This is a genomic window from Ruegeria sp. AM4 (assembly GCF_056540665.1).
Genome location: NZ_JBQFXD010000015.1, coordinates 1 through 22,880 on the forward strand (window position 1 = coordinate 1; position 22,880 = coordinate 22,880).

The following is a 22,880-nucleotide window of genomic DNA, read 5'->3' on the forward strand; positions in this document are numbered from 1 at the left end:
GTCCCATCATCGCCAATCCTCCAGCCCATTGGAAGAATTGAATCAGCAGTTCATGCGGCGATCAAGGATGAGTTTTTCAACAAAATAAGCCATTCTGTTAAAAACAACCTGTCACTGGCGCAGAATGCGATGATCTGAACACGGTGCAAACGCCTTTCTGATCAGGCTTTTCGCGTTTGCTGCGGTGCAGGAAGGCTTTGGCCGAGATATTGTTACCGGGCGGCGACCGTTCAAAAGTGCACTTCATCCGGAAACCCAAGAATACCCGTGTCTCTTTCTCCGACTCGACTCCGTAAAGGCAGAGACTTATAAAGAACAAATCAGGAACATTTGGTGTCTGGCATGTTCGATGGGATACAGCGTCGCGTCGTTTCCTTGTGGTTTCCCCGTCTCGCCAGTGACCGGGTTCTTCGGCGATGCCCGGTGGATGGGCCGTTTGCGCTGACGCTGAACCAGAAAAATGCCAATCGCCTTTATTGCCTCAATACCGACGCGCTGCAGCAGGGTCTGCATCACGGCATGTCTTATGCGGATGCCCGCGCCTTTTGTCCAAACCTGCAAAGCCGTGTGGCAGAGCCGGAACTGGACCAGCGGTTCCTGCACCTTCTGTGCCGATGGGCCACCCGCTATTGCCCCTGGGTCGGGCTGGAAGGAGAAGACGGGTTGGTGATGGACATTACCGGGTCGGCGCATCTTTTTGGCGGGGAAGAGGCGATGCTGGCGGATATGCGCAGCCGTCTGATGCGCGCCGGGCTATCGGTTCAGATTGGTCTGGCGGATACGCGCGGGGCGGCCTGGGCCTTGGCGCATTATGATGAGGGAATTGCCCCAAGCGGCAAGATGCTGGCCACGTTAAGCGCCTTGCCTGCCGCCGCTTTGCGCATTGACGAACAGATGTCGATCGCGTTGCAACGGCTTGGGCTGCGCAGCATTGGCGATCTGGCGCAGGCAGCGCGCGGGCCGCTGAACCGCCGCTTTGGACCCGTGCTGTTGCGGCGGCTGGATCAGGCTCTGGGCGCGCAGCCGGAAGAGATTTCTCCGCATCGTACCCCACCACATTATGCGGTGCGGATGACCTTGCCCGACCCGATCGGCCTGCTGTCAGACGTAATGGCAGGGACCGAGCGGTTGCTGATCCAACTCTGCGCAAAACTGAAAGCACAGGACATGGGTGCGCGGCGTCTCTGCCTGTCTCTGCGCCGGGTCGATCAGGATCAGCAACAGGTTGAGCTGCGTCTGGCCCGTCCGCTGCGCGACCCCCACCGCATTCTGCCGCTCTTTGAACGCGGATTGGCCGAGATCGATGCGGGGTTTGGCATTGACATGCTGAGGCTTGAGGCCACCCAGGTGGAAGCCCTGCCCGTGCAACAGATCAGCCATGTCTCGGATGGCGGCAAAGACAAGCTGGACGATCTGATCTCGCGGCTGGGCACACGGATTGGCCTGGAAAACATCCAACGGTTTCTGCCCGCCGACAGCCATATTCCCGAGCGTAGTTTTATCATTGCGCCTGCGGCCTATTCAGAACCTGCCAGCAGTTGGGCCTGCGTCCAGCCGCGCCCGATCTGCCTTTTTCCCGCCGAACCAGTTTCGGGACAAGGGGCCCGCCCGCCAAGACATTTTCGCTGGCGGCGCATGCCGTTGACCACCACCCGCGCCACAGGCCCCGAACGCATTGCCCCTGAATGGTGGCTGGATGACGAGAACTGGCGCTCGGGTCTTCGCGATTACTGGCGCGTGGAAACCACGCAAGGGCGGCGTTTGTGGTTGTTTTACACACCGCAAAACCCGGGCTGGTTCGTGCAGGGGGAATTCGCATGACCGACGTCAACCAGCCCCATCGCCTGGCCGAGGCCGCTCGGCGTGATGTGCTGGACAGTCGCGCGCAGCGGCAAAGCTATGCCGAATTATGCGTCACCACGAACTTCACCTTTCTGACCGGCGCCTCGCATCCCGAAGAGTTGGTGGTGCGCGCCGCAGAATTGGGCCTGTCCGCGCTGGCAATTACCGATCGGAACTCGCTGGCGGGTGTCGTGCGCGCCTGGAGCGCCTTGAAGCAGCTCAAACAGGACACACAGGACACCCTGCAAATCCGCTCTCACCAACGGGTGGACTCATCCTCTCGGCAAGAGGTTGGAAACAGCACCCCAATTGACAGGCCGCCCCTAACAAAGTTTCCAAAACTTATCGTGGGGTGCCGATTGGTGTTGCAGGACAGCGCGGTTGAATGGGTTGCGCTGCCGCATGACCGGGCTGCCTATCAACGACTGACGCGCCTGCTGACTGTCGGCAAGCGGCGCGCAGAAAAAGGGCAATGCATTCTATACCCCAAGGATATGATTTCGGCCTGCAAAGGCATGAGCTTGATCGCCTTGCCTCAGGCGGGGCTGGACGAAGCGATCCGGGACATTCGATTACTCGCACGCCATTTCCCCAATCACGTCTTTCTGGGAACGGCCCCACGCTATGACGGCGGTGATCAAGCCTATTTGGCGGCCTGCGCCCGGGCCGCGCAACGGGCATCAACCCCGATGGTGGCAGTGGGCGACGTTCTGATGCACCGCGCCAATCGGCGGCAGCTTGCGGATGTGCTGACCTGCATGCGCGAACATATCACCATTGATGAGATCGGCACCCGTGCCCTGCCCAATGGCGAGCGCCGTCTGAAAGCGGGGGCCGATATGGCGCGTGTTTTCCGGGATCATCCGGCCGCGTTGCGGCGCACATTGGAGATCGCTGACAAATGCAGCTTCGACCTGAGCGAATTGTCCTATGAATACCCGCATGAGGAAACCGATGGCGAAGCGCCCCAAGAACGCCTGGAGCGCCTGGCAAAAGAGGGTTTGAAGCGCCGATACCCTGATGGCCCATCGGAACGGGCGATCCAGCTCATGCACAAAGAGTTGGCGGTCGTCAAAGAGCTTGAGTTCCCGGCCTATTTCCTGACCGTTCATGACATTGTGCAATTTGCCAAATCAAAAGGCATCTTGTGTCAGGGTCGCGGCTCTGCGGCCAATTCCATCCTGTGCTACCTTTTGGGCATCACAGATGTAAGCCCCGATCTGATCGCGATGGTCTTTGAACGGTTCGTGTCCAAATATCGGGGCGAGCCGCCCGATATCGACGTGGATTTCGAACATGAACGCCGCGAAGAGGTGATCCAGTGGATTTATGAGAAATACGGCCGTCACCGTGCCGGGCTCTGCGCGACTGTGATCCATTTCCGCACACGCGCCGCCATTCGAGAGGTGGGCAAAGTCATGGGGCTCAGCCAGGATGTGACCGCAGGGCTGACGGGTCAAATCTGGGGTATGAGCAATGGCGGAGTGGACATGGACCGGATCCGCGAGATGGGCCTTGATCCACAAGACCGCCGCCTGATGCAGACGATCCGCCTGATTGGCGAGATTATCGGCTTTCCCCGCCACCTGTCCCAACATGTTGGTGGTTTTGTCATCACCCGCGGGCGGCTGGACGAACTGGCCCCGATCGAAAACGCGGCGATGGAAGACCGCACTGTGATCTGCTGGGATAAAGATGACATCGATGCGCTGCGCATCCTGAAAGTGGATGTGCTGGGGCTGGGGATGCTCAGCTGTCTTCGGAAATCCTTTGAGTTGATGCAGCAGCACAACAACATCAGCCACAGCATCGCCTCTATCCCACAACAGGATGAGCCCACCTATGACATGCTGTGTCGTGCCGATGCCGTTGGCGTCTTTCAGGTCGAAAGCCGGGCGCAAATGAACTTTCTGCCCCGAATGCGGCCGCGCGAATTTTATGATCTGGTCATCGAGGTCGCCATTGTCCGCCCCGGCCCCATTCAGGGGGATATGGTGCAGCCCTATATCCGCCGCCGAAACGGGTTGGAAAAGCCCGAGCCCTTTGGCCCGGAACTGGAACAGGTGACCAAGCGCACACTGGGTGTTCCGCTTTTTCAGGAACAGGCGCTGCAGATCGCTGTCGTGGGCGCCGGGTTTTCCGCCGAAGAGGCCGATCATTTACGCCGCTCACTCGCAACGTTCCGGCGCATGGGCACAATTGGTAAATACCGGGACAAGTTCATCGCCGGTATGTTGAAGAACGGTTATTCTCAGGGCGTGGCCGAACGCTGCTTTGGTCAGATCGAAGGCTTTGCCGATTATGGCTTTCCCGAAAGCCACGCCGCGGCCTTTGCCATGCTGGCCTATGTGTCGGCCTGGCTGAAATGCCACCACCCGGCGATTTTTGCCTGCGCTTTGCTGAATTCCCAGCCGATGGGGTTTTATGCCCCGGCGCAAATTGTGCGTGATGTCCGCGAACACGGCGTGGAAACCCGTCCGATCTGTGTGAACCATTCCGATTGGGACAACACGCTGGAACGCCGCCCTGACGGGGCCTTGGCCCTTCGGCTTGGGTTCCGTCAGATCAAAGGGCTCAAGGAAGAGGACGCAAGGTGGATTGTCGCCGCCCGGGGCAATGGTTACCCCGACCCCGAGGCGCTGTGGCTTCGGGCCGGTGCCCGACCGGATGTGTTGGTGCGGCTTGCCGAAGCGGACACGTTTTCCGACATGGGCCTGACGCGGCGTGATGCGCTTTGGAAAGTCAAAGCCATTCAAAGCACCAAACCGCTGCCCTTGTTTGATGACCCCATCGATGGCGAAATTATCAATGAGCCAGATGTTCTGCTGCCCAATATGCAATTGGGCGAAGAGGTCGTGGAAGACTATGTCTCTACCCGACTGACCCTGCGCGCCCACCCGATGGAGCTTTTGCGCCCCATGATCCCCGGGCTTGTGACGCACGCGTCTTTGCCAGAGATCCCCCTGGGCCGTTACAGTGTCTGTGGCCTTGTCATCACCCGGCAACGCCCGGGCACGGCATCAGGCGTGATCTTCCTGACGCTTGAAGATGAAACCGGCGTCAGCAATGTGGTCGTCTGGCCCAAGGTCTATGAGCGTTTCCGGCGTACCGTCATGGGCGGACGGCTGCTCCGCGTTACAGGTTACCTACAGCGCGAAGGGATTGTCGTGCATCTGATCGCGCAGGATGTGCAAGACCTGTCACATAAACTGTCCGAATTGGGCCACCCACAACCCGAAGCGCTGACCACCGAAGGTCCCCGGACAGATGATACCCCCAAAAATACCCGCTACCCCGCCCGCGCAATGCACCCTCGCGACCAGGCTAAGCGGCTGTTCCCCAGCCGGGACTTTCACTAAAGCGAACGCACAGGGCTGGCTTGGGAAAGGTCCGGCGCAATCCGTATGGTTTCAGCCAGCTTCAGCGGTTGTGATGCCCGTCCGTTTGCAATGAGGGCCGCAGGAACGCTTGTCGCCGCCGCCATTGCGTGCGGCAATGGAATACCCGCCTGAGTCGTCAGCACGCGAACAGCCGTGGTGAGATCCAGGTCAGCGCCAGCCAGAGTGCCGTCCTCTAGATTCAACCTGCCGTCCTTGCGGCGGATGACGCGACCTTCCAGCGTGAACTCTGACAGCGACGTGCCCGCCACCGCCATTGCGTCACTGACCAGGAACAACTTCCCGGGACCGCGTTTGGCATCCCACGCGGCACGCAGCGTTGCCGGATGTACGTGAACGGCATCTGCGATCAATCCCGCCGACATCTCACCGCAGGCCAGCGTAGCGCCGACCAAACCGGGCTCTCGGCTGCCAAGTTGGCTCATGGCATTGAACAGATGCGTGGCGCAGCGCGCACCGGCACCAGCATAGTCCATGCAGGTTTCAAATGGTGCATCTGTATGGCCCAATGAGACAATCACACCGGCCTGCGTCAGAGCCTCAACCTGCGCCAGCGTCGTGCTCTCGGGCGCCAGTGTGACCATAAGGACCGGCAGGCGCGCCGCAGCCTCGATCATCGCATCCAGATCGGCCTGTAGCATCGGGCGGATCAAGGTGGCGTCGTGCGCACCCTTGCGCCGCTCGGACAGGTGCGGCCCTTCCAGATGCAGCCCTGCAACGCCGGGGACATTCTGATCAACGGCCGTGATGGCGGCGGCAATGGCGGCACGCGTTTTCTCGGGTGTGTCCGTTATCAGCGTCGGCAGGATGCGGGTAGCGCCTAAATCCCGATGGGCCGCAGCGATCCGCGCCAGCGTTTCGGCAGATGGGTCGTCATTGAACATGACCCCACCACCCCCGTTCACCTGCAGATCGACATAGCCCGGGCTGAGAATGTCACCGGCCAGATCTTCGACCCGGTCCTCTGCGGGTATCTGGGTGTCTGGGATGACAGCATCCAACAGACCGTTCCTGAAGCGCGCGGCATGACCTTCATGCAATGTGTTGCCATCAAAGATCAGGCCGCCAGCAAATGTCACCTGTGGGATGCTCATACCGTTTCAGTCACTTTTTTTAGGTGGCGCGGGGTGTCTGGATCGATACCGCGTTGCGCGGCAACATATTCGACCATCCCGTAAAACGAGGCGATTGTTGGTATCGGATCCGTCATCCAGTGAGAAGTTCGAACATGCGGCAGCACCGTCGCCTGCTTTACGCGGCTGGTCGTGGCGAAGACTTCGGCCCCTTTCAAGGCCAACTGATCGGCGACATCGGCCATATTGGCCTCGGCCGCATCGCCCGACGACAGCGCCAGGACCGGGAACCCGTGATCAACGATAGAAACCGGTCCGTGAAGAACCTCGGCCGCTGAATAGCTTTCGGCGTGAATCTGGCAGGTTTCCTTGAACTTCAGCGCCGCTTCGTTCGAGATCGCAAAAGACGTGCCGCGCCCCAGCGTGAACAACGAGCTTCCGTCAACAGCATTTGCCACGACGCTCCAGTCACAGGCAATGGCCGCGGACAGGCTGTCCGGAAGCCCATGGATCGCCCGCAGCAATTGGTCATCGCCCTTCACACGCGCGATCAACCAAAGACCTGTGACCAGTGAGGTCACAAATGTCTTGGTGGCTGCCACGCTCAACTCGGGTCCGGCATGGATCGGCAAAGTCGCGGTCGCCGCTTCGGTAAGCGCCGAGGCGGTGTTGTTGGTGATGGCGACCGAATAGGCCCCGCCTGCGGTCAGCGACTGCGTCAGTTGAACAATGTCCGGGCTTTGGCCCGACTGCGAAACCGATATGCACACCGCACCGTCGCACCGCATATCGACACCGTAGATCGACTTGACCGATGGTCCGACCGACGCCATTGGCAGGCCGAGCAACAGCTCGGAGGCATATTTCAGAAAACTACAGGCGTGATCCGAAGATCCACGCGCCACCGAGATCAGAAAACGCGGATCGCGGGCACGAATTTCATCGGCCGCCTTTGCAATCAGATCCGCGCCTTCCGTCAGCAGACGATCCACGGCGTCGGGTATCTCATTGATTTCCAGCCGCATTTGAGTGGTTTTGTCAGACATTTTCCCAGGCTTTCAAGTTGACAGGCGCAGCTCTGCCACGAAATCGTAGGCATCGCCGTGATAGATCGACCGGGTCAATTCGGCGACCCGGCCACTTTCCAGATAAGAGGTCCGTTGGATCCGCAGCCCGGCCGTACCTTCTGCGACATCCAGAAGTTCAGCTTCGGGCGCTTCAAGATTGATGGCCGAGATCTTTTGAATCGCGCGAACGGGCCGAAAACCGGATTGATCGAGAACCGCATAAAGCGACCCGGTCACTTCGGTCGGGTTCGGCAGGATATCCAGCGGCAGGGCTGCGCGCTCCAGCGCCATCGGCCGCCCCCCTGCTTCGCGGAGACGGTGGATGCGCGCAACCTGCTCGTTTGCGGACAAACCCAGCGCCATCATCTCTTCCGGCGACGGCAGGAAAATTCCCCGTTCAAGCCATTTTGAGGTCGTCTCGTATCCGCGCCGCTCCATGTCTTCGGTGAAAGAGGTCAGGTGCGATAGCGACTGCTCGACCCGCGCCACTGGTTCGCGCACAAACGAGCCGGACCCTTGCCGCTGTTCGATCGCCCCCTTGCGCACAAGCTCTTGAATGGCTTTCCGAACGGTCACGCGCGACAGGTCTGTCAGTTCAGCGATTTCGCGCTCGGGCGGCAGCGAACTGTTGGGCGGCAGGATCCCCTCTTCGATGCCTTTCTCAAGCCGTTGACGCAGTTGCACGTAACGCGGGCCGGATGTCTGCCCCAACCACCCCTCGGGCCGCAGGAAATCAGCTACGCTCATGTTCGATCTCCCTTTGGTACGCGCGCGCCAATGCCAGAGCGCCCGATAGCGGGTCGCCCAGAGGTTCGACCAGATCGGCTTGCATGGCTTTGGGCAGGTATTCGGTATATAGCGGCCCGATTCCACCGGTCAGGCAAATCGGCAAGCCCGCGACCCAACCCAATTTGGTCATACGATCTGCCAGATAGCCTGCCCCATCCCGCATTATGTCTTCGGCCAGCCCATCGCCACGCTTTGCGTGCTTCGTCACGATCGGCGCAAACGCGCCAAATTCACCGGGTGTCATTTTGGCAGCGGCCTGAACGATTTCGCTTGCCCCACCAAACGAAGACAAAATCTCGTTCACCAATTTTGACGGCTGGGCCGTCCCATCAACGTTTTCAAGAGACATTGACAACGCTCGCCGACCGACCCATTGCGCCGACGCCTGATCCCCAAGAACAGGGCCCCACCCTCCGGCAAGTCGAACGCCGCCAGATGCTTGCGCCGCAATGAAAGACCCGGTCCCGCAATGCGCCACAAACCCGTCCTTTGGGCCCAAGGCCCCACGCAGCGCTGATGTGCGGTCATCTTCGATCCGAACTTTGTCAAAGGGCAAAGCCGCCGCGAGTCTCTCGGCTATTTCGTTGCCGGTAATGCCCGCAAGCCCGAGATACGCCGGAACGCGCGCGAGTTCATTCAATGAGCGACCGAGCTGAGATGCCAAAACATCAAACCCTCGGCGCAATTCGACGCAAGCCGCGTCAAAGTCGGTCGTCACATTGGCGGCGCCAACCTCGACCCTATGATCCAAACCGCCGCCAGAAACAGCGATCCGGCAGCGCGTCCCGCCGCCATCGGCGGCCAAAACGAGTGATTCCATAGATTGGTCCATGGAAATACCTTTATAATACCTTTGTAGAAATTTGAAGTCCCAAATATAACCAAACCGCTGAAATACCCCTTGTTTTTGTTAGGGCAAAATAAATGGTAGACTAATGGTATCTAAAAGGTATGATGCCAGAAGCTTTGGGGGAGAATCAGGTGACCACGCCAGTGACCGAACAATTGCACCAAGACGCGCGCGGGCTCGACATCAGGCCGCTGCTCGAGGTCGCTTGTCTTCTGGCGCAGGCGCAAGCCGCAGCTGCCGCAGCCCCTTTGAACGCTGTAACCAACATTTGCGCAGGTGCAAAAGCCATGGCCGATACGATCCGGTCGGGCGGCGCTTTGCGCTATTTGGCTGCCGGATCATCAGGCCTTATGGCAGCGTCCGACGCACTGGAACTTGGGGGAACCTTTTCAATTCCAGCGGACCAGATACGCATCCACCTAGCCGGGGGTCTGCCAACCTCGGCCATGATGCCGGGTGACGTCGAAGATGTTGCGGATGAGCTGGAAGATGAACTGGGCGATCTGTCCCCGCGGGACATTCTGATCACTGTCTCAGCCAGTGGAACCACCCCCTATACCATCGCCGCTGCCAAAATTGCCCGCGCGAATGGGACACCCGTTATCGGCATTGCCAATAACCCGAACGCGCCGTTGCTTGAACTGGCCGATCACGCCGTTTTGCTACCTACCCCGCCCGAGCTGATCTCGGGCTCGACCCGAATGGGTGCCGGGACCGCACAGAAAATCGCGTTGAATATGTTGTCGACGTTGATGGCACTCGAACTCGGCCATATTCAGGACGGCATGATGATCAACCTGCGCGCCGACAATGACAAATTGCGCGCACGCGCCAATGGCATTGTCTGCCAATTGACCGGTGTAACACCCGCAATTGCCGACGCCGCGTTGATGGCAGCAGATGGCAACCTCAAGCAAGCAGCCCTTATCGCCGCCGGTGCCAAAACACCGGACGAAGCAAGGGATTTGCTGCGCGACGCAGACGATCACCTGCGCCCCGCCATGGCGCACCTGAAACACAACAACGAATCCATCAACCTGGGAGAAAACACATGAAACGCAGAGTTTTGAGCTTGGCCTTGATGAGCACCGCGCTCGTCGCAAGCAGCGCTTACGCCGAAGACGTCACACTGACGATCGAAAGCTGGCGAAACGACGACCTGACCCTATGGCAGGACAAGATCATTCCGGCATTTGAATCCGCTAACCCCGGGATAAAGCTTGTTTTTTCGCCGTTTGCCCCCACTGAATACGATGCTGCACTGAATGCAAAGCTCGAAGCAGGCTCTGCCGGAGACATCATAACTTGCCGCCCATTTGACCGGTCTCTGGGGCTCTATGACGGCGGACATCTGTCGGACCTGTCGGACCTTTCCGCAATGTCCAACTTCTCCGACGTGGCAAAAGCCGCTTGGCAGACCGATGACGGTTCGGCCACGTTTTGCGTTCCGATGGCGTCGGTGATCCACGGTTTCATCTACAACAAGGACGCTTTCAGCGAGCTGGGGATTGAGGTGCCAACCACAGAGGCAGAGTTCTTTGCCGCCCTCGACAAAATCAAGGAAGACGGCACCTATATCCCGATGGCAATGGGAACCAACGACCAGTGGGAAGCTGCCACGATGGGCTATCAGAACATCGGTCCCACCTACTGGAAGGGCGAGGAAGGACGCATTGCCCTGATCGATGGTTCGCAAAAATTGACCGATGAACAATGGGTTGCGCCATATGCGACACTTGCGAAATGGGGTGACTATCTGGGCGACGGGTACGAAGCGCAGACTTATCCCGACAGCCAGAACCTGTTCACGCTGGGACGCGCAGCTGTCTATCCCGCAGGCAGCTGGGAGATCTCGGGTTTCAACACGCAGGCCGATTTCGAGATGGGCGCTTTCAAACCTCCGGTGCGTAATGCAGGCGATACCTGCTATATCTCGGATCACACGGATATCGGTATCGGCATGAACGCGGCCACAGAAAACCCCGAGGCCGCAAGGACGTTCCTCGCCTGGGTTGCGTCGCCCGAGTTTGCCAATATTTTCGGCAACGCCCTGCCCGGCTTTTTCCCGTTGTCTAACGAGCCGGTTGAGCTGGAAGACCCGCTCGCGAAAGAGTTCGTGAGCTGGCGCAATGATTGCGAAACAACAATCCGCTCGACCTACCAGATCCTGTCTCGAGGTGAACCGAACCTCGAACTGGAAACCTGGAACGCATCGGCCAATGTGGTGCGGGGTGCAGAAAGCCCCGAGGATGCCGGCCAGCGGCTGCAAGACGGCCTGACCACCTGGTACGCACCACACCAGTAAAACCCAGGCCACTCACACCGGACGCGGCCAGGTCGCGTCCGGTCCCATTCCTCGGAGATTCCCATGCAAACCCGCCGCATACGCTGGCACATTGCCGTTTTCCTCGCCCCTGCGGTGCTGGTCTACACGGCGGTGATGATCTTCCCCTTGTTCAACACGCTGCGCCTTGCGCTGTTCACCGAGGTTGATCAAACCCGCATCTTTGTGGGCTTGCAGAATTTCCGAACGCTGTTCTTTGACCCAATCTGGTCGGACCAATTCTGGAACGCCCTGGGCAACAATTTTTGGTTTTTCCTGATCCACATGCTGGTGCAGAACCCAATCGGGGTCGCGTTGGCCGCGCTTTTGTCCCACCCCAGACTGCGTTTCGCCGCGCTATATCGGTCAGCAATCTTCATCCCGACCGTCCTGAGCTTTGTGATCGTGGGCTTTGCCTGGAAACTGATCCTGTCGCCATTGTGGGGCATTGCTCCGTCGATGCTGGACGCCATAGGTCTGAAATCGCTGTTTGCACCGTGGTTGGGCAAAGAAGAGTATGCTCTGACAACACTCGCGCTGGTCTCGGTCTGGCAATTTGTCGGCATCCCGATGATGCTGATCTACGCCGCCCTGCTGTCGATCCCCGAAGAGATCCTTGAGGCCGGAGAGATCGATGGCATCACCGGAGCGTCCGCATTCTGGAAGATCAAGCTGCCTTTGATCCTGCCCTCGATCGGCATCATCTCGATCCTGACATTCGTGGGGAATTTCAACGCGTTCGACTTGATCTATGTGTCACAAGGCGCGCTGGCAGGTCCGGATTTCTCGACCGACATCCTTGGTACCTTCATGTATCGGACCTTCTTTGGCTTCCAGTTGCAACTGGGTGATCCACATATGGGATCGGCCATCGCCGGGGCCATGTTCGCAATCATCCTAGTGGGTGTCTGTATCTACCTCTTCGGCATCCAGACCCGGATGCGCCGGTATCAGCTGTGAGAGTGAACAGATGAACAAAGCACGCCATAACCCGCTGAATACGGCCGCCATGCACGGGGCGCTGATCCTCTACACGCTGATCGCGCTGTTCCCGGTCTTCGTGATCATCATCAACAGCTTCAAAACCCGCCGCGCCATTTTCCGCGAACCGCTCGCCCTGCCCGACGCGGAAAGCTTCTCTCTGGTCGGTTACCAAACGGTGATGAAGCAAGGGGACTTCTTCCTCTATTTCCAGAACTCGCTGATCGTCACTGTCGTATCACTCGTCTTCATTCTGCTGTTCGGTGCCATGGCGGCCTTTGCGCTTAGTGAATACCGGTTCAAGGGCAACATGCTGATGGGCCTGTATCTGGCGCTTGGCATCATGATCCCGATCCGCATCGGCACTGTCGCCATTCTCGAGTTGATGGTGGCGACCGGCCTGGTGAATTCTCTTTGGGCTTTGATCCTCGTCTATACCGCCCAAGGGTTGCCACTTGCGGTATTCATCCTGTCCGAATTCATGCGTCAGGTCTCGGACGATCTGAAAAACGCGGGCCGCGTGGACGGCTTGTCGGAATACACGATCTTCTTCCGTCTGGTCCTGCCTCTTGTCCGCCCCGCAATGGCGACAGTGGCCGTATTCAACATGATCCCGATCTGGAATGACCTTTGGTTCCCGTTGATCCTGGCACCCTCGGAAGAAACCAAAACCCTGACACTGGGCAGCCAGGTTTTCATCGGCCAGTTTGTGACGGACTGGAACGCAGTTCTGTCGGCGCTCAGCATGGCTATCCTGCCGGTGCTGGTGCTCTATGTCATCTTCTCGCGCCAGCTGATCCGCGGCCTCACTTCAGGAGCTGTCAAATGACCAAAGTTCTGATCGCTGGCCTTGGCAATATGGGCTTGAGCCACGCATTGGCCCATCACAACCACCCGGACGCGCAGATCGTTGGACTGGTGAACCGGTCCGGTCGTGTAGATCATCCCGATCTATCCGACTACCCGGCCTATTCGGTTTTCCAAGAAGCGCTGGCCGAAACCAGCCCCGATCTGGTGGTTGTCGCGACCTATTCCGACAGCCATGCCGACTTCGCCTGCGCGGCGATGGAGGCCGGGGCGCATGTCTTTGTTGAAAAGCCGCTGGCGACGACTGTGGCTGATGCCAAGCGCGTTGTTGCGAAAGCCGTTGAGACCAACCGCAAGCTGGTGATTGGCTATATCCTGCGCCACCATCCTTCGTGGATGCGCCTGATCAAGGAAGCGCGCGATCTGGGCGGGCCTTACGTGTTCCGCCTGAACCTCAACCAGCAAAGCAGCGGGGCCGAGTGGGAGACACACAAGGCATTGATGCAGACCACCTCGCCGATCGTCGATTGCGGTGTGCATTATGTCGATGTGATGTGCCAGATCACCGACTCTGACCCCGTGCGCGTGCACGGCATGGGCCTGCGCCTAAGCAACGAGATCGCCGAAGACATGTACAATTATGGCCAGTTTCAGGTGATCTTCCAGGACGGCTCGGTCGGCTGGTATGAGGCCGGTTGGGGGCCGATGATGTCGGAAACCGCGTTCTTCGTGAAAGACATCGTGTCACCCAACGGGTCGGTCTCGATCACCGATGGCAACAAGGGCGCGTCAGCCGATATCGATGGCCACACCAAGGTCGGTGGCCTTCTGGTACACCGGCCCGAGGGTGACCAGACCATCGACATGCCTGATGAGCCCGGCCACCAGGAACTCTGCGACGCCGAACAAGCCTATATGCTGCGCGCTATTGCCGAAGACATCGACCTGACCCGCCACATGAACGACGCTGTGCAATCGCTGGCCATCTGCCTGGCCGCCGATGAAAGCATCCGCACCGGCCAACCCATTTCGCTGAAAGAGGCAAACGCATGACCGCCCTGACGCTTACGAACGTGAACAAGTCCTTTGGCAACGTCCATGTGCTGAAAGATATCAATATCGAAGTTGACGACGGAGAGTTTGTCGTCTTCGTGGGCCCGTCGGGCTGCGGCAAGTCCACCCTTCTGCGGGTAATTGCCGGGCTTGAAGATGTCTCGTCCGGTGAGGTCCGCATTGGTGGTGACATCGTGAACCTGACACCTCCGTCGAAACGCGGTATTGCCATGGTGTTCCAGAGCTATGCGCTTTACCCCCATTTGAACGTACGCAAAAACATGTCGCTGGCGCTGAAACAGGAAGGTCAGAGCAAGCAGATCATCGAAGAACGCGTCGCCAAGGCCAGCAAAATGCTGAATCTGGAGCCTTATATTGACCGCTACCCGTCCGAATTGTCCGGCGGTCAACGCCAGCGAGTCGCCATCGGCCGCGCCATTGTGCGCGAGCCCAAGCTGTTCCTGTTTGATGAGCCGCTCTCAAATCTGGATGCTGCCCTCCGCATGAACACGCGACTGGAGATCGCCAACTTGCATCAGCAGCTAGACGCCTCGATGATCTACGTCACCCACGACCAGACCGAAGCGATGACGCTTGCAGATAAGATCGTCGTCCTGCGCGACGGTCGCGTCGAGCAGGTCGGCAGCCCTATGGAGCTGTACAACAACCCGGCCAACCAGTTCGTGGCCGGTTTTCTGGGAGCGCCCTCGATGAACTTCTTTCCCGCCAGCCTGATTGGCGAAAGTGCAGATGTCACAACCGGTATTCGCCCCGAGGATCTGTTTCTGGCGGATGACGGCCCCCTTGCCGCCCAGGTCACCCATGTCGAGCATCTGGGCGGAGACACAAACGTGATTGCGTCAATGCAGGAGCACCAAATCACCGCACGTCTGTTCGGCCAGCATGAAGTCAGCGCAGGTCAACCGATCCACTTTGGTTACCCGCCCGAGCGCACTTATCGGTTCGGCCCCAGCGGCGAACGCATCGTTTGAGGGCGCGCCTAGCCCAATAGGGCCTCGATCCTGGCAAGCGTCGCGGTGTTCACGGCGACGCCGTCTTTGCGCGCTGCCAGACGTTTCGCCCGGCGTCCGTCCCCAGGCAAATGCGCCCCGTCCTGAAAGCGGATCGCCTCAACCAGACCAGCGACACCTTTTTCGAACTGCCCGTTGGCCGTCGCGCCCGGATCGATAGCGATGAAGAACTGGCCGGTTTTTGGTGGACCCTCGGCAGTTCCCGAAAATGGCGAAGCGTTGATGCCCAGAGTCGCGCCTGTAAGCGCTGCGGCAAACAACTCAACCGTTAGAGCGATGCCCACGCCCTTGTAACCACCCGAAGGTGCCATAGACCCTTTCAGTCCAACCTCGGGATCGGTGGTCGGGTTTCCATCGGAATCCAGCGCCCATCCCACCGGGATCGGTTTACCTTCGCGCGCATGTTTCATCACTTCGCTTTTTGCGATGGTGCTGGCGCTCTGGTCAATCAGCAGAGCGGGCTGACCATCGGTCCCCGGGACTGCGATCGAGAATGGATTGGTCCCCACAACAGGCTTTGACCCACCCGAGGGTGCAATCGATGCAGGTGCGTTGGTGAAGCCCAACGCAACCAGTCCGGCCTGCGCTAGCCGGTAGGTGTGATAGCCCAAAACCCCGCAATTATAGCTGTTCCTGATGGCAAGTACCGCAACGCCCTGCTCGCGCGCAGCCGGGATCAGTGTTTCAAACCCCAGATCGATGGCGGAATGGGCAAAACCGGTCGCCGCATCAACCGTAATGACCCCCGGTTTGGGACGAGACAGCACAGGCTTCGCCAGGCCATCAACTTTACCGCATTGCACATGCTCGGCATAGATCGGGATGTAGGCCAGACCGTGGCTGGCGACGCCGTCTGCCTCGGTCGCCGCAGTCGCTTCTGCCAGCGGGCGGGCGTTGTCCTCGGAGGTGCCCGCCGCGACCAGCGCGCGGAAAGACAGGTCTTCGATTTCAGCAAGGGTGAGGGTTCGTGTGTCAGTCACTTGGATGTCTCTTCAATCGTTGTCGGAAAGCCCGGCCCCTGCGCCCAGCAGACGGGATTCCTCGGTTGCGGGAGCGTAGGTGCGGTGGGCGAAACGGTTCAGCACGGCCCAATCATCGTCTGTGGGATGCGCTCGGGATTGCCGTTTACGGCGGACTTCAGAGGCAGTACCGCGCGAAACCACAACCCTGCGTGCGATGTCGGGCAAATCATCGGGCGAGGCGAGACGTTCACCATCTGTGACCACCTCTAGACCGTCGAGATCCATTGTCACCGCACACTCCAGCACACGGGCTGTGTTCGCGGCAAAAGGTAACAGCAATGCTGGCGATACCACGGACTGCATCTCGATCGGACCTTCACCAAGCAGAAGCGCATAGTCCGACAGCAGCGGCCCAGCGGACAAGGGGCACAGATCACCGTCACCCAGCCAGAGGCCATCAACCTGCTGCGGACGATGTGCGGCAAGGTTTGATGCCAAACCAAGCGACAGCAAGCGAGCCAGGGCACCAGCCCCGTCCAGCCCCTCGGCGCATAGCCAACGGGTCGCTTTTGACGCCTCTTCCGCCTGACCCCAACTATAGCCCGCGCCGCGGGTGGCCCGTTTGGCGGTCGCCTCCATTTCGTTCAGTGAAAGGTTCATTCCGGCACCTGCGGATAGACCCAAAGATCAGCATTATCGCCAGTCAATTCCTCGGGGTACGGCGCACCGGCATACATACAGATACGCACCCAGCGATCTGAACGCGGATCAAAATGTGTGGCACCAAAGAACGATAGCTTTGCCCGCAGCATATCAATCGGCGCCACCGAAGAGCTGATCGTGTTGTCGCAAATTTCGCCATAAGGCGCGATGCCGTTCATCTGAATGCGCCGGATCGTGTGGCGATGTTCGGGGTGACGCAGCAGAAACTCGGCAACCGGTTTGGCATTGTCCCATTCGCCAAGCGCGGCATAGGCCGCCGCCGCATCGCGGGCTGGGGCCAGCGGTTGTTCATAGTCGGAAATCGGCTCTTCAAACCGTTCGCCTAATCGGGGTTCCAGCTTTTCCTCGGACACATACCAGGCCCGTGCGCAGTTTTCAGCAGCCCCCCAATCCAATTCCAACGCCCACCCGAACACCTTACGAACAAGGTCGCGCACGTCACCGATCTGCATCCGACCGTCGATCACAAACGCCCTGGGGTTGCTGTCGGCCATGTTGGCGGCAAGCCCGTCTACAAGATTGGCGTAAGGTTCAAGAACCAACGAGGCCAAAAGCTCCTGACCCTCTTCGCTGAGCGTGCTTTCCGACCAGCTCAGCATTCGGTTCCACGGGTGATCGCCGACAAGGTCGTCCTCGGCAAGAAAGCCCGAGATCGCTTGCACATCCGCCTTCAGATTTGCCAGCTTCTCGACCTGAATCGGATGTTCTGACCGCCACCAAGAAATCGAAAGCCGACTGCGTTCAAAGATTTGACGGAAGGTCTCCGCTTCGGCCACTGTTGCGGTCTCCAACGATCGGACGCGCGCGATGGCCTCCTCTCTCGCCATGATCCAATTGTTGAACAGGACCGGGTGGTTGATGATGAACGGCGCCATGCCGAGGCCGGTTGAATTGCCAATGCCCAACCACTGGGCGATGCCTGAGTCCAGTTTGGCGGTCTTCTCACCGCCCTTGGCGTTTGCCATGTGCTGCACCAGATCCCGAACAAAGGCGCGGGTCAGAAACACGGACAACATTTCGGCCTGAAACGGTGCGCTTGTTTCCGGACGTCCGGCGATTTTCTCGCGATCTGCTGCGCCAAATTTGCCCGATCCATACACGGCGGTCGTACGCATCAGGTAACCGACTTGGTAGATCTGCTCCAAATCCGGCTGCGCCCCACTGGCAAGGGCATCGACGACATGGGCCCACAACCGGACCGAGCGGTTGGCCCGCGACAATGACAACTCGCTTTCACTGACACGCCCAGCCTCTTGTAACGGTACGTTTTGCGCCAAACGGTCGATATCGGCTTTGGTCGGGATACCGTCAAACAAGGCAAATGTCGCGTCCCAGGCATCGGCGATGACCCGGTCCGAACGTTTCTCGGGCGGCAGGTCATGCGCGAAAGCAACCAGTGAATATGCCCGTTCCGGTCCGTGGGCGGTGTAGACAGCACGCCCGACACCGTTGTCGTCGATGTCAAACACCGGACGCGAGAACGACCAGCTTTCCCGTGCCATACGGCGCGTCAATTGCCGCATGAAACTCAATCGGCATTGATGCAGCGACCCCAATCGCGACAGGCGCATGACGGTCGCGGGATCCCGTGTCCCGAATTGTGTCTGCGCCGTTTCCATGCTGTTACCCCCGAGAGACAAAGTTTTCGGCGAAGAACCGATACCAGTTTCCACCCATGATCCCGGCCACTTCGTCGTCATTCAGACCGGTTGCGCGCAACCCTTTTTCGATATTCCCAAAGTCCCGATTGTCACTGAACCACCCCGGCATCGGCGGGAAACCGGGATTGCTGGCCGACCCCTCACCATAGTCGATTTGTTTGCTCCACCGGCCGACGCGCATCCATTCGACCACGCTGTCGGGCTGATCCTGGCACAGGTCCGTGCCGATCCCGAGATGTTTGGCGCCATATTTTTCTGCGGTCCGTGCGATCATCTCGCAAAAACTCTCCAACGTGCAGTCAGATTTGTCCTTCAGGTGATGAGGATAGACCGAAAATCCCAACATCCCACCATTTTCGGTGACCGCGCGGATCACCGCATCACGCTTGTTGCGCAGCGCGGGTGACCACTCATGCGGGTTCGCGTGGGTGATGGCAATGGGTCGCTCGGACAGTTCTGCCGCCTCGATCGTGGACCGATCTGCCGAGTGGCTCATGTCGACCACAAGGCCAACGCGGTTCATCTCCTTGACAACCTGACGGCCCATTCGCGTCAGGCCGGTATCTTCGGCCTCGTAGCAACCTGTCGCCAGCAAGGACTGATTGTTATAGGTCAGCTGCATGAACCGCGCGCCCAGCGTGTGCACGATTTCGACCAAGCCAATATCATCTTCGATGGGTGACGGGTTCTGAAAGCCAAAGAAAATTGCCGTGCGACCGGTTTCCCGTGCCTCGTCGATATCGCTGGCCCACAGGCCCTTCATGATCAGATCCGGGTATTGCTCGAACCACCTGTTCCATTGTTCAAAGTTCAGAACTGTTTCCCGGAAATTCTCATGATAGGCGATGGTGACATGAACCGCGTCCACGCCACCTTCGCGCAGTTGTCGAAAAATCTTTTCCGACCAATTGGCGTATTGCAGGCCGTCGATCCGCATCACACCGGCGTTCCGGCGCTGATATATGCGGTTTTGACCGTTGTGTAGAACTCGGCCGCTGCCTTGCCCTGCTCACGCGGGCCGTACGAGCTGTCGCCGCGTCCGCCAAAGGGCACGTGATAGTCGGTGCCTGCGGTTGGCAGGTTCACGGTGACAACCCCTGTACGCGCGTTCCGACGGAAATGCGTGGCACGCGCCAGGCTTTGTGTGACAATGCCCGAAGTCAGACCGAAATTGGTATCGTTCACCGTCGCCAGCGCCTCGTCATAGCTGTAAACTTTGATGACCGAAGTCAGCGGGGCAAACATCTCTTCCCGGTTGATGCGCATGTCGTTGGTTGTGTTCAGGAACACGCCGGGGCTCATGTAATAGCCATCGTGGGGCATATCCAAACGCTGCCCACCGCAAGCCAGTTCGGCACCTTCGGATTTCCCCAGATCGACATAGGCCAGGTTCTCGGTCAACTGCTGCTGGCTGACAACCGGACCCATCTGGGTGCCATCCTCTAGCGCATGGCCAACTTTCATCGCCTGCGCACCTGTCACCAGCTTTTCAACGAACGCGTCGTGAATCGCCGAATGAACGATCAGGCGCGATGAGGCGGTACATTTCTGACCGGTGCCTCCAAAGGCCCCGCCCAACGCCAGCGACACCGCCAGATCGAGATCGGCGTCATCCATCACGGCCAATGCGTTTTTCGACCCCATTTCCATTTGAACCTTGGTCAGGTTCTGGATTGCAGCGGCTGCAATTCCCTTGCCGACCGGCACCGAGCCGGTGAATGAAATGGCATTGACCTTGGGGCTTTCCACCAGCCGTTGCCCAATGGACCGGCCCGAACCCATGACAAGGCTGAACAGACCTTTGGGAATATCCTGACGGTTGATGATCTCGGTCAGTGCAACAGCGGAAGCAGGCGTGATGTTTGCGGGTTTCCAGATCACTGCGTTGCCGTAGCACAGCGCCGGTGCAATCTTCCACGATGCGGTGGCAGTCGGGAAGTTCCAGGGGCTGATGATCGCGACCACACCGACGGCCTCGCGCCGGACGTCGATCTCGATATCGGGGCGCACGGAATCCGCGTTCTCGCCAATCTGACGCAAACACTCGGCGGCGTAATAGGTGAAAAACTGACCGGCGCGGAAAACCTCGCCCTTGCCTTCTGCAAGCGGCTTGCCCTCTTCCCGGCTGAGAAGTGTGCCCAGCTCTTCGGCCCGGGCCATCAGTTCGTTACCGATGTTCATCAGTACGGCCTGCTTGCGCTCGAGCCCATAGGCTGCCCACTCGGCCTGCGCGATGCGCGCCTGATCCAGAGTCGCCTCAAGCTGATCTGCGCTGGCCTGCGCGTAGAGCCCTATCACGTCGCTCAGATCTGAAGGGTTGCGGTTTTCAATCTCGCTTTCGCCAGTCAGCCATTCGCCGGCGATCAGGTTCAGGTTGTTCACGGTAAGCCCCAGGTCAAAAAATGGTTGGGAGCAGAATGGACTTTGCGACCCACATCAGTCAAACTCAAACAACTTAAAGAAACTTCAGGAAATTTGAAGTATGGCCATCAAGATCGAAATGCTGCGCAGTTTCTGTACCGTCGCTCAGACCGGCAATCTTGCCGAGGCGGCCGATCGTCTGGGACGCACCCAATCTGCGGTCTCAATGACTCTCAAACAATTGGAAAGCCATCTTGGCAAGAAACTGTTCGATGGGGAACGAAAGAACCACCTGTCCGCATTGGGAGAGCAGGTGTTCGAGATGTCACTGAAACAGATACGCCAGTTCGATCAGACGGTGCAATCCATCGAAGCGGCGGCCGATGCGGCGCATGGCTTGATGCGCATAGTGTCGGTGCCCTCAGTCGCCGCGTTGGTGTTTCCTTCGGTCCTCGAATACATGACCAAGCGATTTCCCGGGCTGAAGGTCGAGCTGCGCGACACAGATACGCAACAGGTGCTGGACTCGCTGGCCGAAGGCAAAGCCGACATTGGAATTGCCTCGGGTCTTCATCCACTAAAGGGCATCAAAGCCATTCCCTTGTTCGAAGACCAATTCGGGCTTGTATGCGCGTCCGACCATCCGCTTGTTACAAACCCGAACCCTCCGAGCATCAAGGACGTGATGGCCGCATCATTTGTACGGAATGCCCTGTGCGACCTGATCCAGACGCCAAAATTTGTGGATGCGATCAAAGGTACCGAGGTGACCATCCACAATACGCATTCGCTTATCACCATGGTCAGAACGGGCAAGTGGGTAACCGTTCTGCCGCAGACCGTTGCGCAATTCATTCCTGAATCCACCGCGTTTCGCGCGCTTTCGGATTTGCCCGATAAACGGCAGGTCTATCTGTACGTGAAAGAGAAACCCCGGTCCGCAGACCTGACCGAAGCATGCAGTTCTTTCATTCTGGACAGCAAGCTGATCTGACGTAGAAGCAATCCGTCGCATCAACAGACGTCGAGGCGTCGGAATTCACGCGGCGCGGCGGTCAGATTAACGGCGCTGGCGTCAGACCCGTCCTCTTGCGCTAAAGCGCGGCAGCATGGCCGAAAAGTCGCGACCTTGACCGTCTTCATCTTCAACGAACCGGGCATATAGCTGTTCAGCCAACTGCCCCATCGGCGTGTCCGCATCTGCGCTGGTGGCAGCCTGCTGGCTGAGGCGCAAATCCTTGAGCATGAGTTCTGCTGCGAACCCGGGCTGATAGTCGTTGTCCGCAGGGCTTTCCGGCCCGATACCCGGTGCGGGGCAATAGGCGTTCATCGTCCAACTATAGCCCGACGAGGTCGAGACGACATCAAACATCTTCTGGCGGTCCAGACCCAGCTTGTCCGCCAAAGCAAACGCCTCGCAGGTGCCGATCATGGTGACGCCCAAGATCATGTTGTTGCAGATTTTCGCGGCCTGCCCGGCTCCGGCGTCGCCGCAATGCACGGCTTTCTGACCCATGATCTCGAACAGAGGGGCTGCGGTCGCGAAGGCATCAGCCGTTCCCCCTGCCATGAACGTCAAGGTTCCGGCAGAGGCGCCGCCGATGCCGCCCGACACAGGGGCATCGACAAATTTCAACCCGGCCGCTGTTGCCTGTTCCGCAACAGCGCGCGCGCTGTCGACGTCCACTGTCGAACAATCCACCAGCGCCGTCCCTTTGGTCATCGCCGGGATCACCTCGTCGGCGACAGCGCGCAGGATCTGGCCGTTGGGCAGCATGGTGATGATGACATCGGCATCGGTGGCGGCATCGGCCCCCGACCCGGCGAGCGTGACACCTTCGATCGCAACATCCGCCATGTCGTACCCGACAACGTCATGACCCGCTTTGGCCAGATTGGCTGCCATCGGGCCGCCCATGTTGCCCAGTCCGATAAATCCGATCTTCATATCTTTCCTCC

19 protein-coding genes are annotated in these 22,880 nt (G+C 59.0%); 9 read left to right on the forward strand and 10 right to left on the reverse strand.

What is annotated here, in order from left to right; genetic code table 11:
* Positions 1-342: 342 nt before the first annotated feature.
* Together ACR0JA_RS20155 and ACR0JA_RS20160 are read left to right on the forward strand one after the other, a co-directional pair.
* A complete protein-coding gene (locus ACR0JA_RS20155) occupies positions 343-1,821 on the forward strand; it encodes a Y-family DNA polymerase (protein ID WP_480579191.1) in 1,479 nt (492 codons plus the stop codon).
* A complete protein-coding gene (locus ACR0JA_RS20160) occupies positions 1,818-5,201 on the forward strand; it encodes an error-prone DNA polymerase (RefSeq protein WP_480578924.1) in 3,384 nt (1,127 codons plus the stop codon). The genes ACR0JA_RS20155 and ACR0JA_RS20160 overlap by 4 nt, the downstream gene beginning before the upstream one ends.
* Here ACR0JA_RS20160 and nagA read toward each other — a convergent pair.
* Genes nagA through ACR0JA_RS20180 form a run of 4 tightly spaced genes read right to left on the reverse strand, consistent with a single transcriptional unit; the run spans position 5,198 to position 8,989 of the window.
* Positions 5,198-6,334 (reverse strand): N-acetylglucosamine-6-phosphate deacetylase, encoded by a 1,137-nt coding sequence (nagA, locus tag ACR0JA_RS20165; RefSeq protein WP_480578926.1) that lies wholly within the window; start codon positions 6,332-6,334, stop codon positions 5,198-5,200. The two genes, ACR0JA_RS20160 and nagA, sit on opposite strands and share 4 nt — an antisense overlap.
* A complete protein-coding gene (locus tag ACR0JA_RS20170) occupies positions 6,331-7,359 on the reverse strand; it encodes an SIS domain-containing protein (RefSeq protein WP_480578928.1) in 1,029 nt (342 codons plus the stop codon). Before ACR0JA_RS20170 ends, nagA begins: the two co-directional genes overlap by 4 nt.
* Before the next feature lie 12 nt (positions 7,360-7,371).
* Positions 7,372-8,127: a GntR family transcriptional regulator gene (locus tag ACR0JA_RS20175; RefSeq protein ID WP_480578930.1), complete on the reverse strand. Its 756-nt coding sequence runs from the start codon at positions 8,125-8,127 to the stop codon at positions 7,372-7,374.
* Entirely contained in the window at positions 8,114-8,989 is an 876-nt protein-coding gene (locus ACR0JA_RS20180; protein ID WP_480578932.1) for a glucosamine kinase nucleotide-binding domain-containing protein, read from the reverse strand. Before ACR0JA_RS20180 ends, ACR0JA_RS20175 begins: the two co-directional genes overlap by 14 nt.
* Positions 8,990-9,150: 161 nt before the next feature.
* Here ACR0JA_RS20180 and ACR0JA_RS20185 point away from each other — a divergent pair, with 161 nt between their 5' ends.
* The 6 genes from ACR0JA_RS20185 to ACR0JA_RS20210 all read left to right on the forward strand — a co-directional run bounded on the left by ACR0JA_RS20185 (position 9,151) and on the right by ACR0JA_RS20210 (position 15,175).
* Positions 9,151-10,074: an N-acetylmuramic acid 6-phosphate etherase gene (locus tag ACR0JA_RS20185; protein ID WP_480578935.1), complete on the forward strand. Its 924-nt coding sequence runs from the start codon at positions 9,151-9,153 to the stop codon at positions 10,072-10,074.
* Positions 10,071-11,324, forward strand: a complete 1,254-nt coding sequence (locus tag ACR0JA_RS20190; protein ID WP_480578937.1) for an ABC transporter substrate-binding protein — start codon at positions 10,071-10,073, stop codon at positions 11,322-11,324. The genes ACR0JA_RS20185 and ACR0JA_RS20190 overlap by 4 nt, the downstream gene beginning before the upstream one ends.
* 63 nt (positions 11,325-11,387) lie before the next feature.
* Positions 11,388-12,302: a carbohydrate ABC transporter permease gene (locus tag ACR0JA_RS20195; RefSeq protein ID WP_480578940.1), complete on the forward strand. Its 915-nt coding sequence runs from the start codon at positions 11,388-11,390 to the stop codon at positions 12,300-12,302.
* A gap of 10 nt (positions 12,303-12,312) precedes the next feature.
* The gene (locus ACR0JA_RS20200) at positions 12,313-13,152 is read left to right on the forward strand and encodes a carbohydrate ABC transporter permease (protein WP_480578942.1); all 840 of its coding nucleotides are present in this window, start codon (positions 12,313-12,315) and stop codon (positions 13,150-13,152) included.
* Positions 13,149-14,183, forward strand: a complete 1,035-nt coding sequence (locus tag ACR0JA_RS20205; RefSeq protein ID WP_480578944.1) for a Gfo/Idh/MocA family protein — start codon at positions 13,149-13,151, stop codon at positions 14,181-14,183. Before ACR0JA_RS20200 ends, ACR0JA_RS20205 begins: the two co-directional genes overlap by 4 nt.
* A complete protein-coding gene (locus tag ACR0JA_RS20210) occupies positions 14,180-15,175 on the forward strand; it encodes an ABC transporter ATP-binding protein (RefSeq protein WP_480578947.1) in 996 nt (331 codons plus the stop codon). Before ACR0JA_RS20205 ends, ACR0JA_RS20210 begins: the two co-directional genes overlap by 4 nt.
* An 8-nt stretch (positions 15,176-15,183) precedes the next feature.
* Here ACR0JA_RS20210 and ACR0JA_RS20215 read toward each other — a convergent pair whose 3' ends face one another.
* From ACR0JA_RS20215 to ACR0JA_RS20235, 5 genes are read right to left on the reverse strand one after another with little or no spacing between them, the layout of a single operon-like run.
* Positions 15,184-16,194 carry an Ldh family oxidoreductase gene (locus tag ACR0JA_RS20215; RefSeq protein ID WP_480578949.1) on the reverse strand — a complete coding sequence of 337 codons (1,011 nt, stop codon included), beginning with the start codon at positions 16,192-16,194 and terminating at the stop codon, positions 15,184-15,186.
* Between the two features lie 12 nt (positions 16,195-16,206).
* Positions 16,207-16,836, reverse strand: a complete 630-nt coding sequence (locus ACR0JA_RS20220; protein WP_480578952.1) for a DUF3726 domain-containing protein — start codon at positions 16,834-16,836, stop codon at positions 16,207-16,209.
* Positions 16,833-18,518 carry a hypothetical protein gene (locus ACR0JA_RS20225; RefSeq protein WP_480578954.1) on the reverse strand — a complete coding sequence of 562 codons (1,686 nt, stop codon included), beginning with the start codon at positions 18,516-18,518 and terminating at the stop codon, positions 16,833-16,835. Before ACR0JA_RS20225 ends, ACR0JA_RS20220 begins: the two co-directional genes overlap by 4 nt.
* Before the next feature lie 4 nt (positions 18,519-18,522).
* Positions 18,523-19,497, reverse strand: coding sequence for a membrane dipeptidase (locus ACR0JA_RS20230; RefSeq protein WP_480579193.1), 975 nt, complete (start codon positions 19,495-19,497; stop codon positions 18,523-18,525).
* Positions 19,497-20,942, reverse strand: coding sequence for an aldehyde dehydrogenase family protein (locus tag ACR0JA_RS20235; RefSeq protein WP_480578957.1), 1,446 nt, complete (start codon positions 20,940-20,942; stop codon positions 19,497-19,499). Before ACR0JA_RS20235 ends, ACR0JA_RS20230 begins: the two co-directional genes overlap by 1 nt.
* 100 nt (positions 20,943-21,042) lie before the next feature.
* Here ACR0JA_RS20235 and ACR0JA_RS20240 point away from each other — a divergent pair, with 100 nt between their 5' ends.
* Positions 21,043-21,915 carry a LysR family transcriptional regulator gene (locus ACR0JA_RS20240; RefSeq protein WP_480578959.1) on the forward strand — a complete coding sequence of 291 codons (873 nt, stop codon included), beginning with the start codon at positions 21,043-21,045 and terminating at the stop codon, positions 21,913-21,915.
* An 81-nt stretch (positions 21,916-21,996) separates the two neighbouring features.
* On the opposite strand, the gene mmsB is transcribed toward ACR0JA_RS20240, so the two are convergent.
* Positions 21,997-22,869, reverse strand: a complete 873-nt coding sequence (gene mmsB, locus ACR0JA_RS20245; protein WP_480578961.1) for a 3-hydroxyisobutyrate dehydrogenase — start codon at positions 22,867-22,869, stop codon at positions 21,997-21,999.
* Between the last annotated feature and the right edge of the window lie 11 nt (positions 22,870-22,880).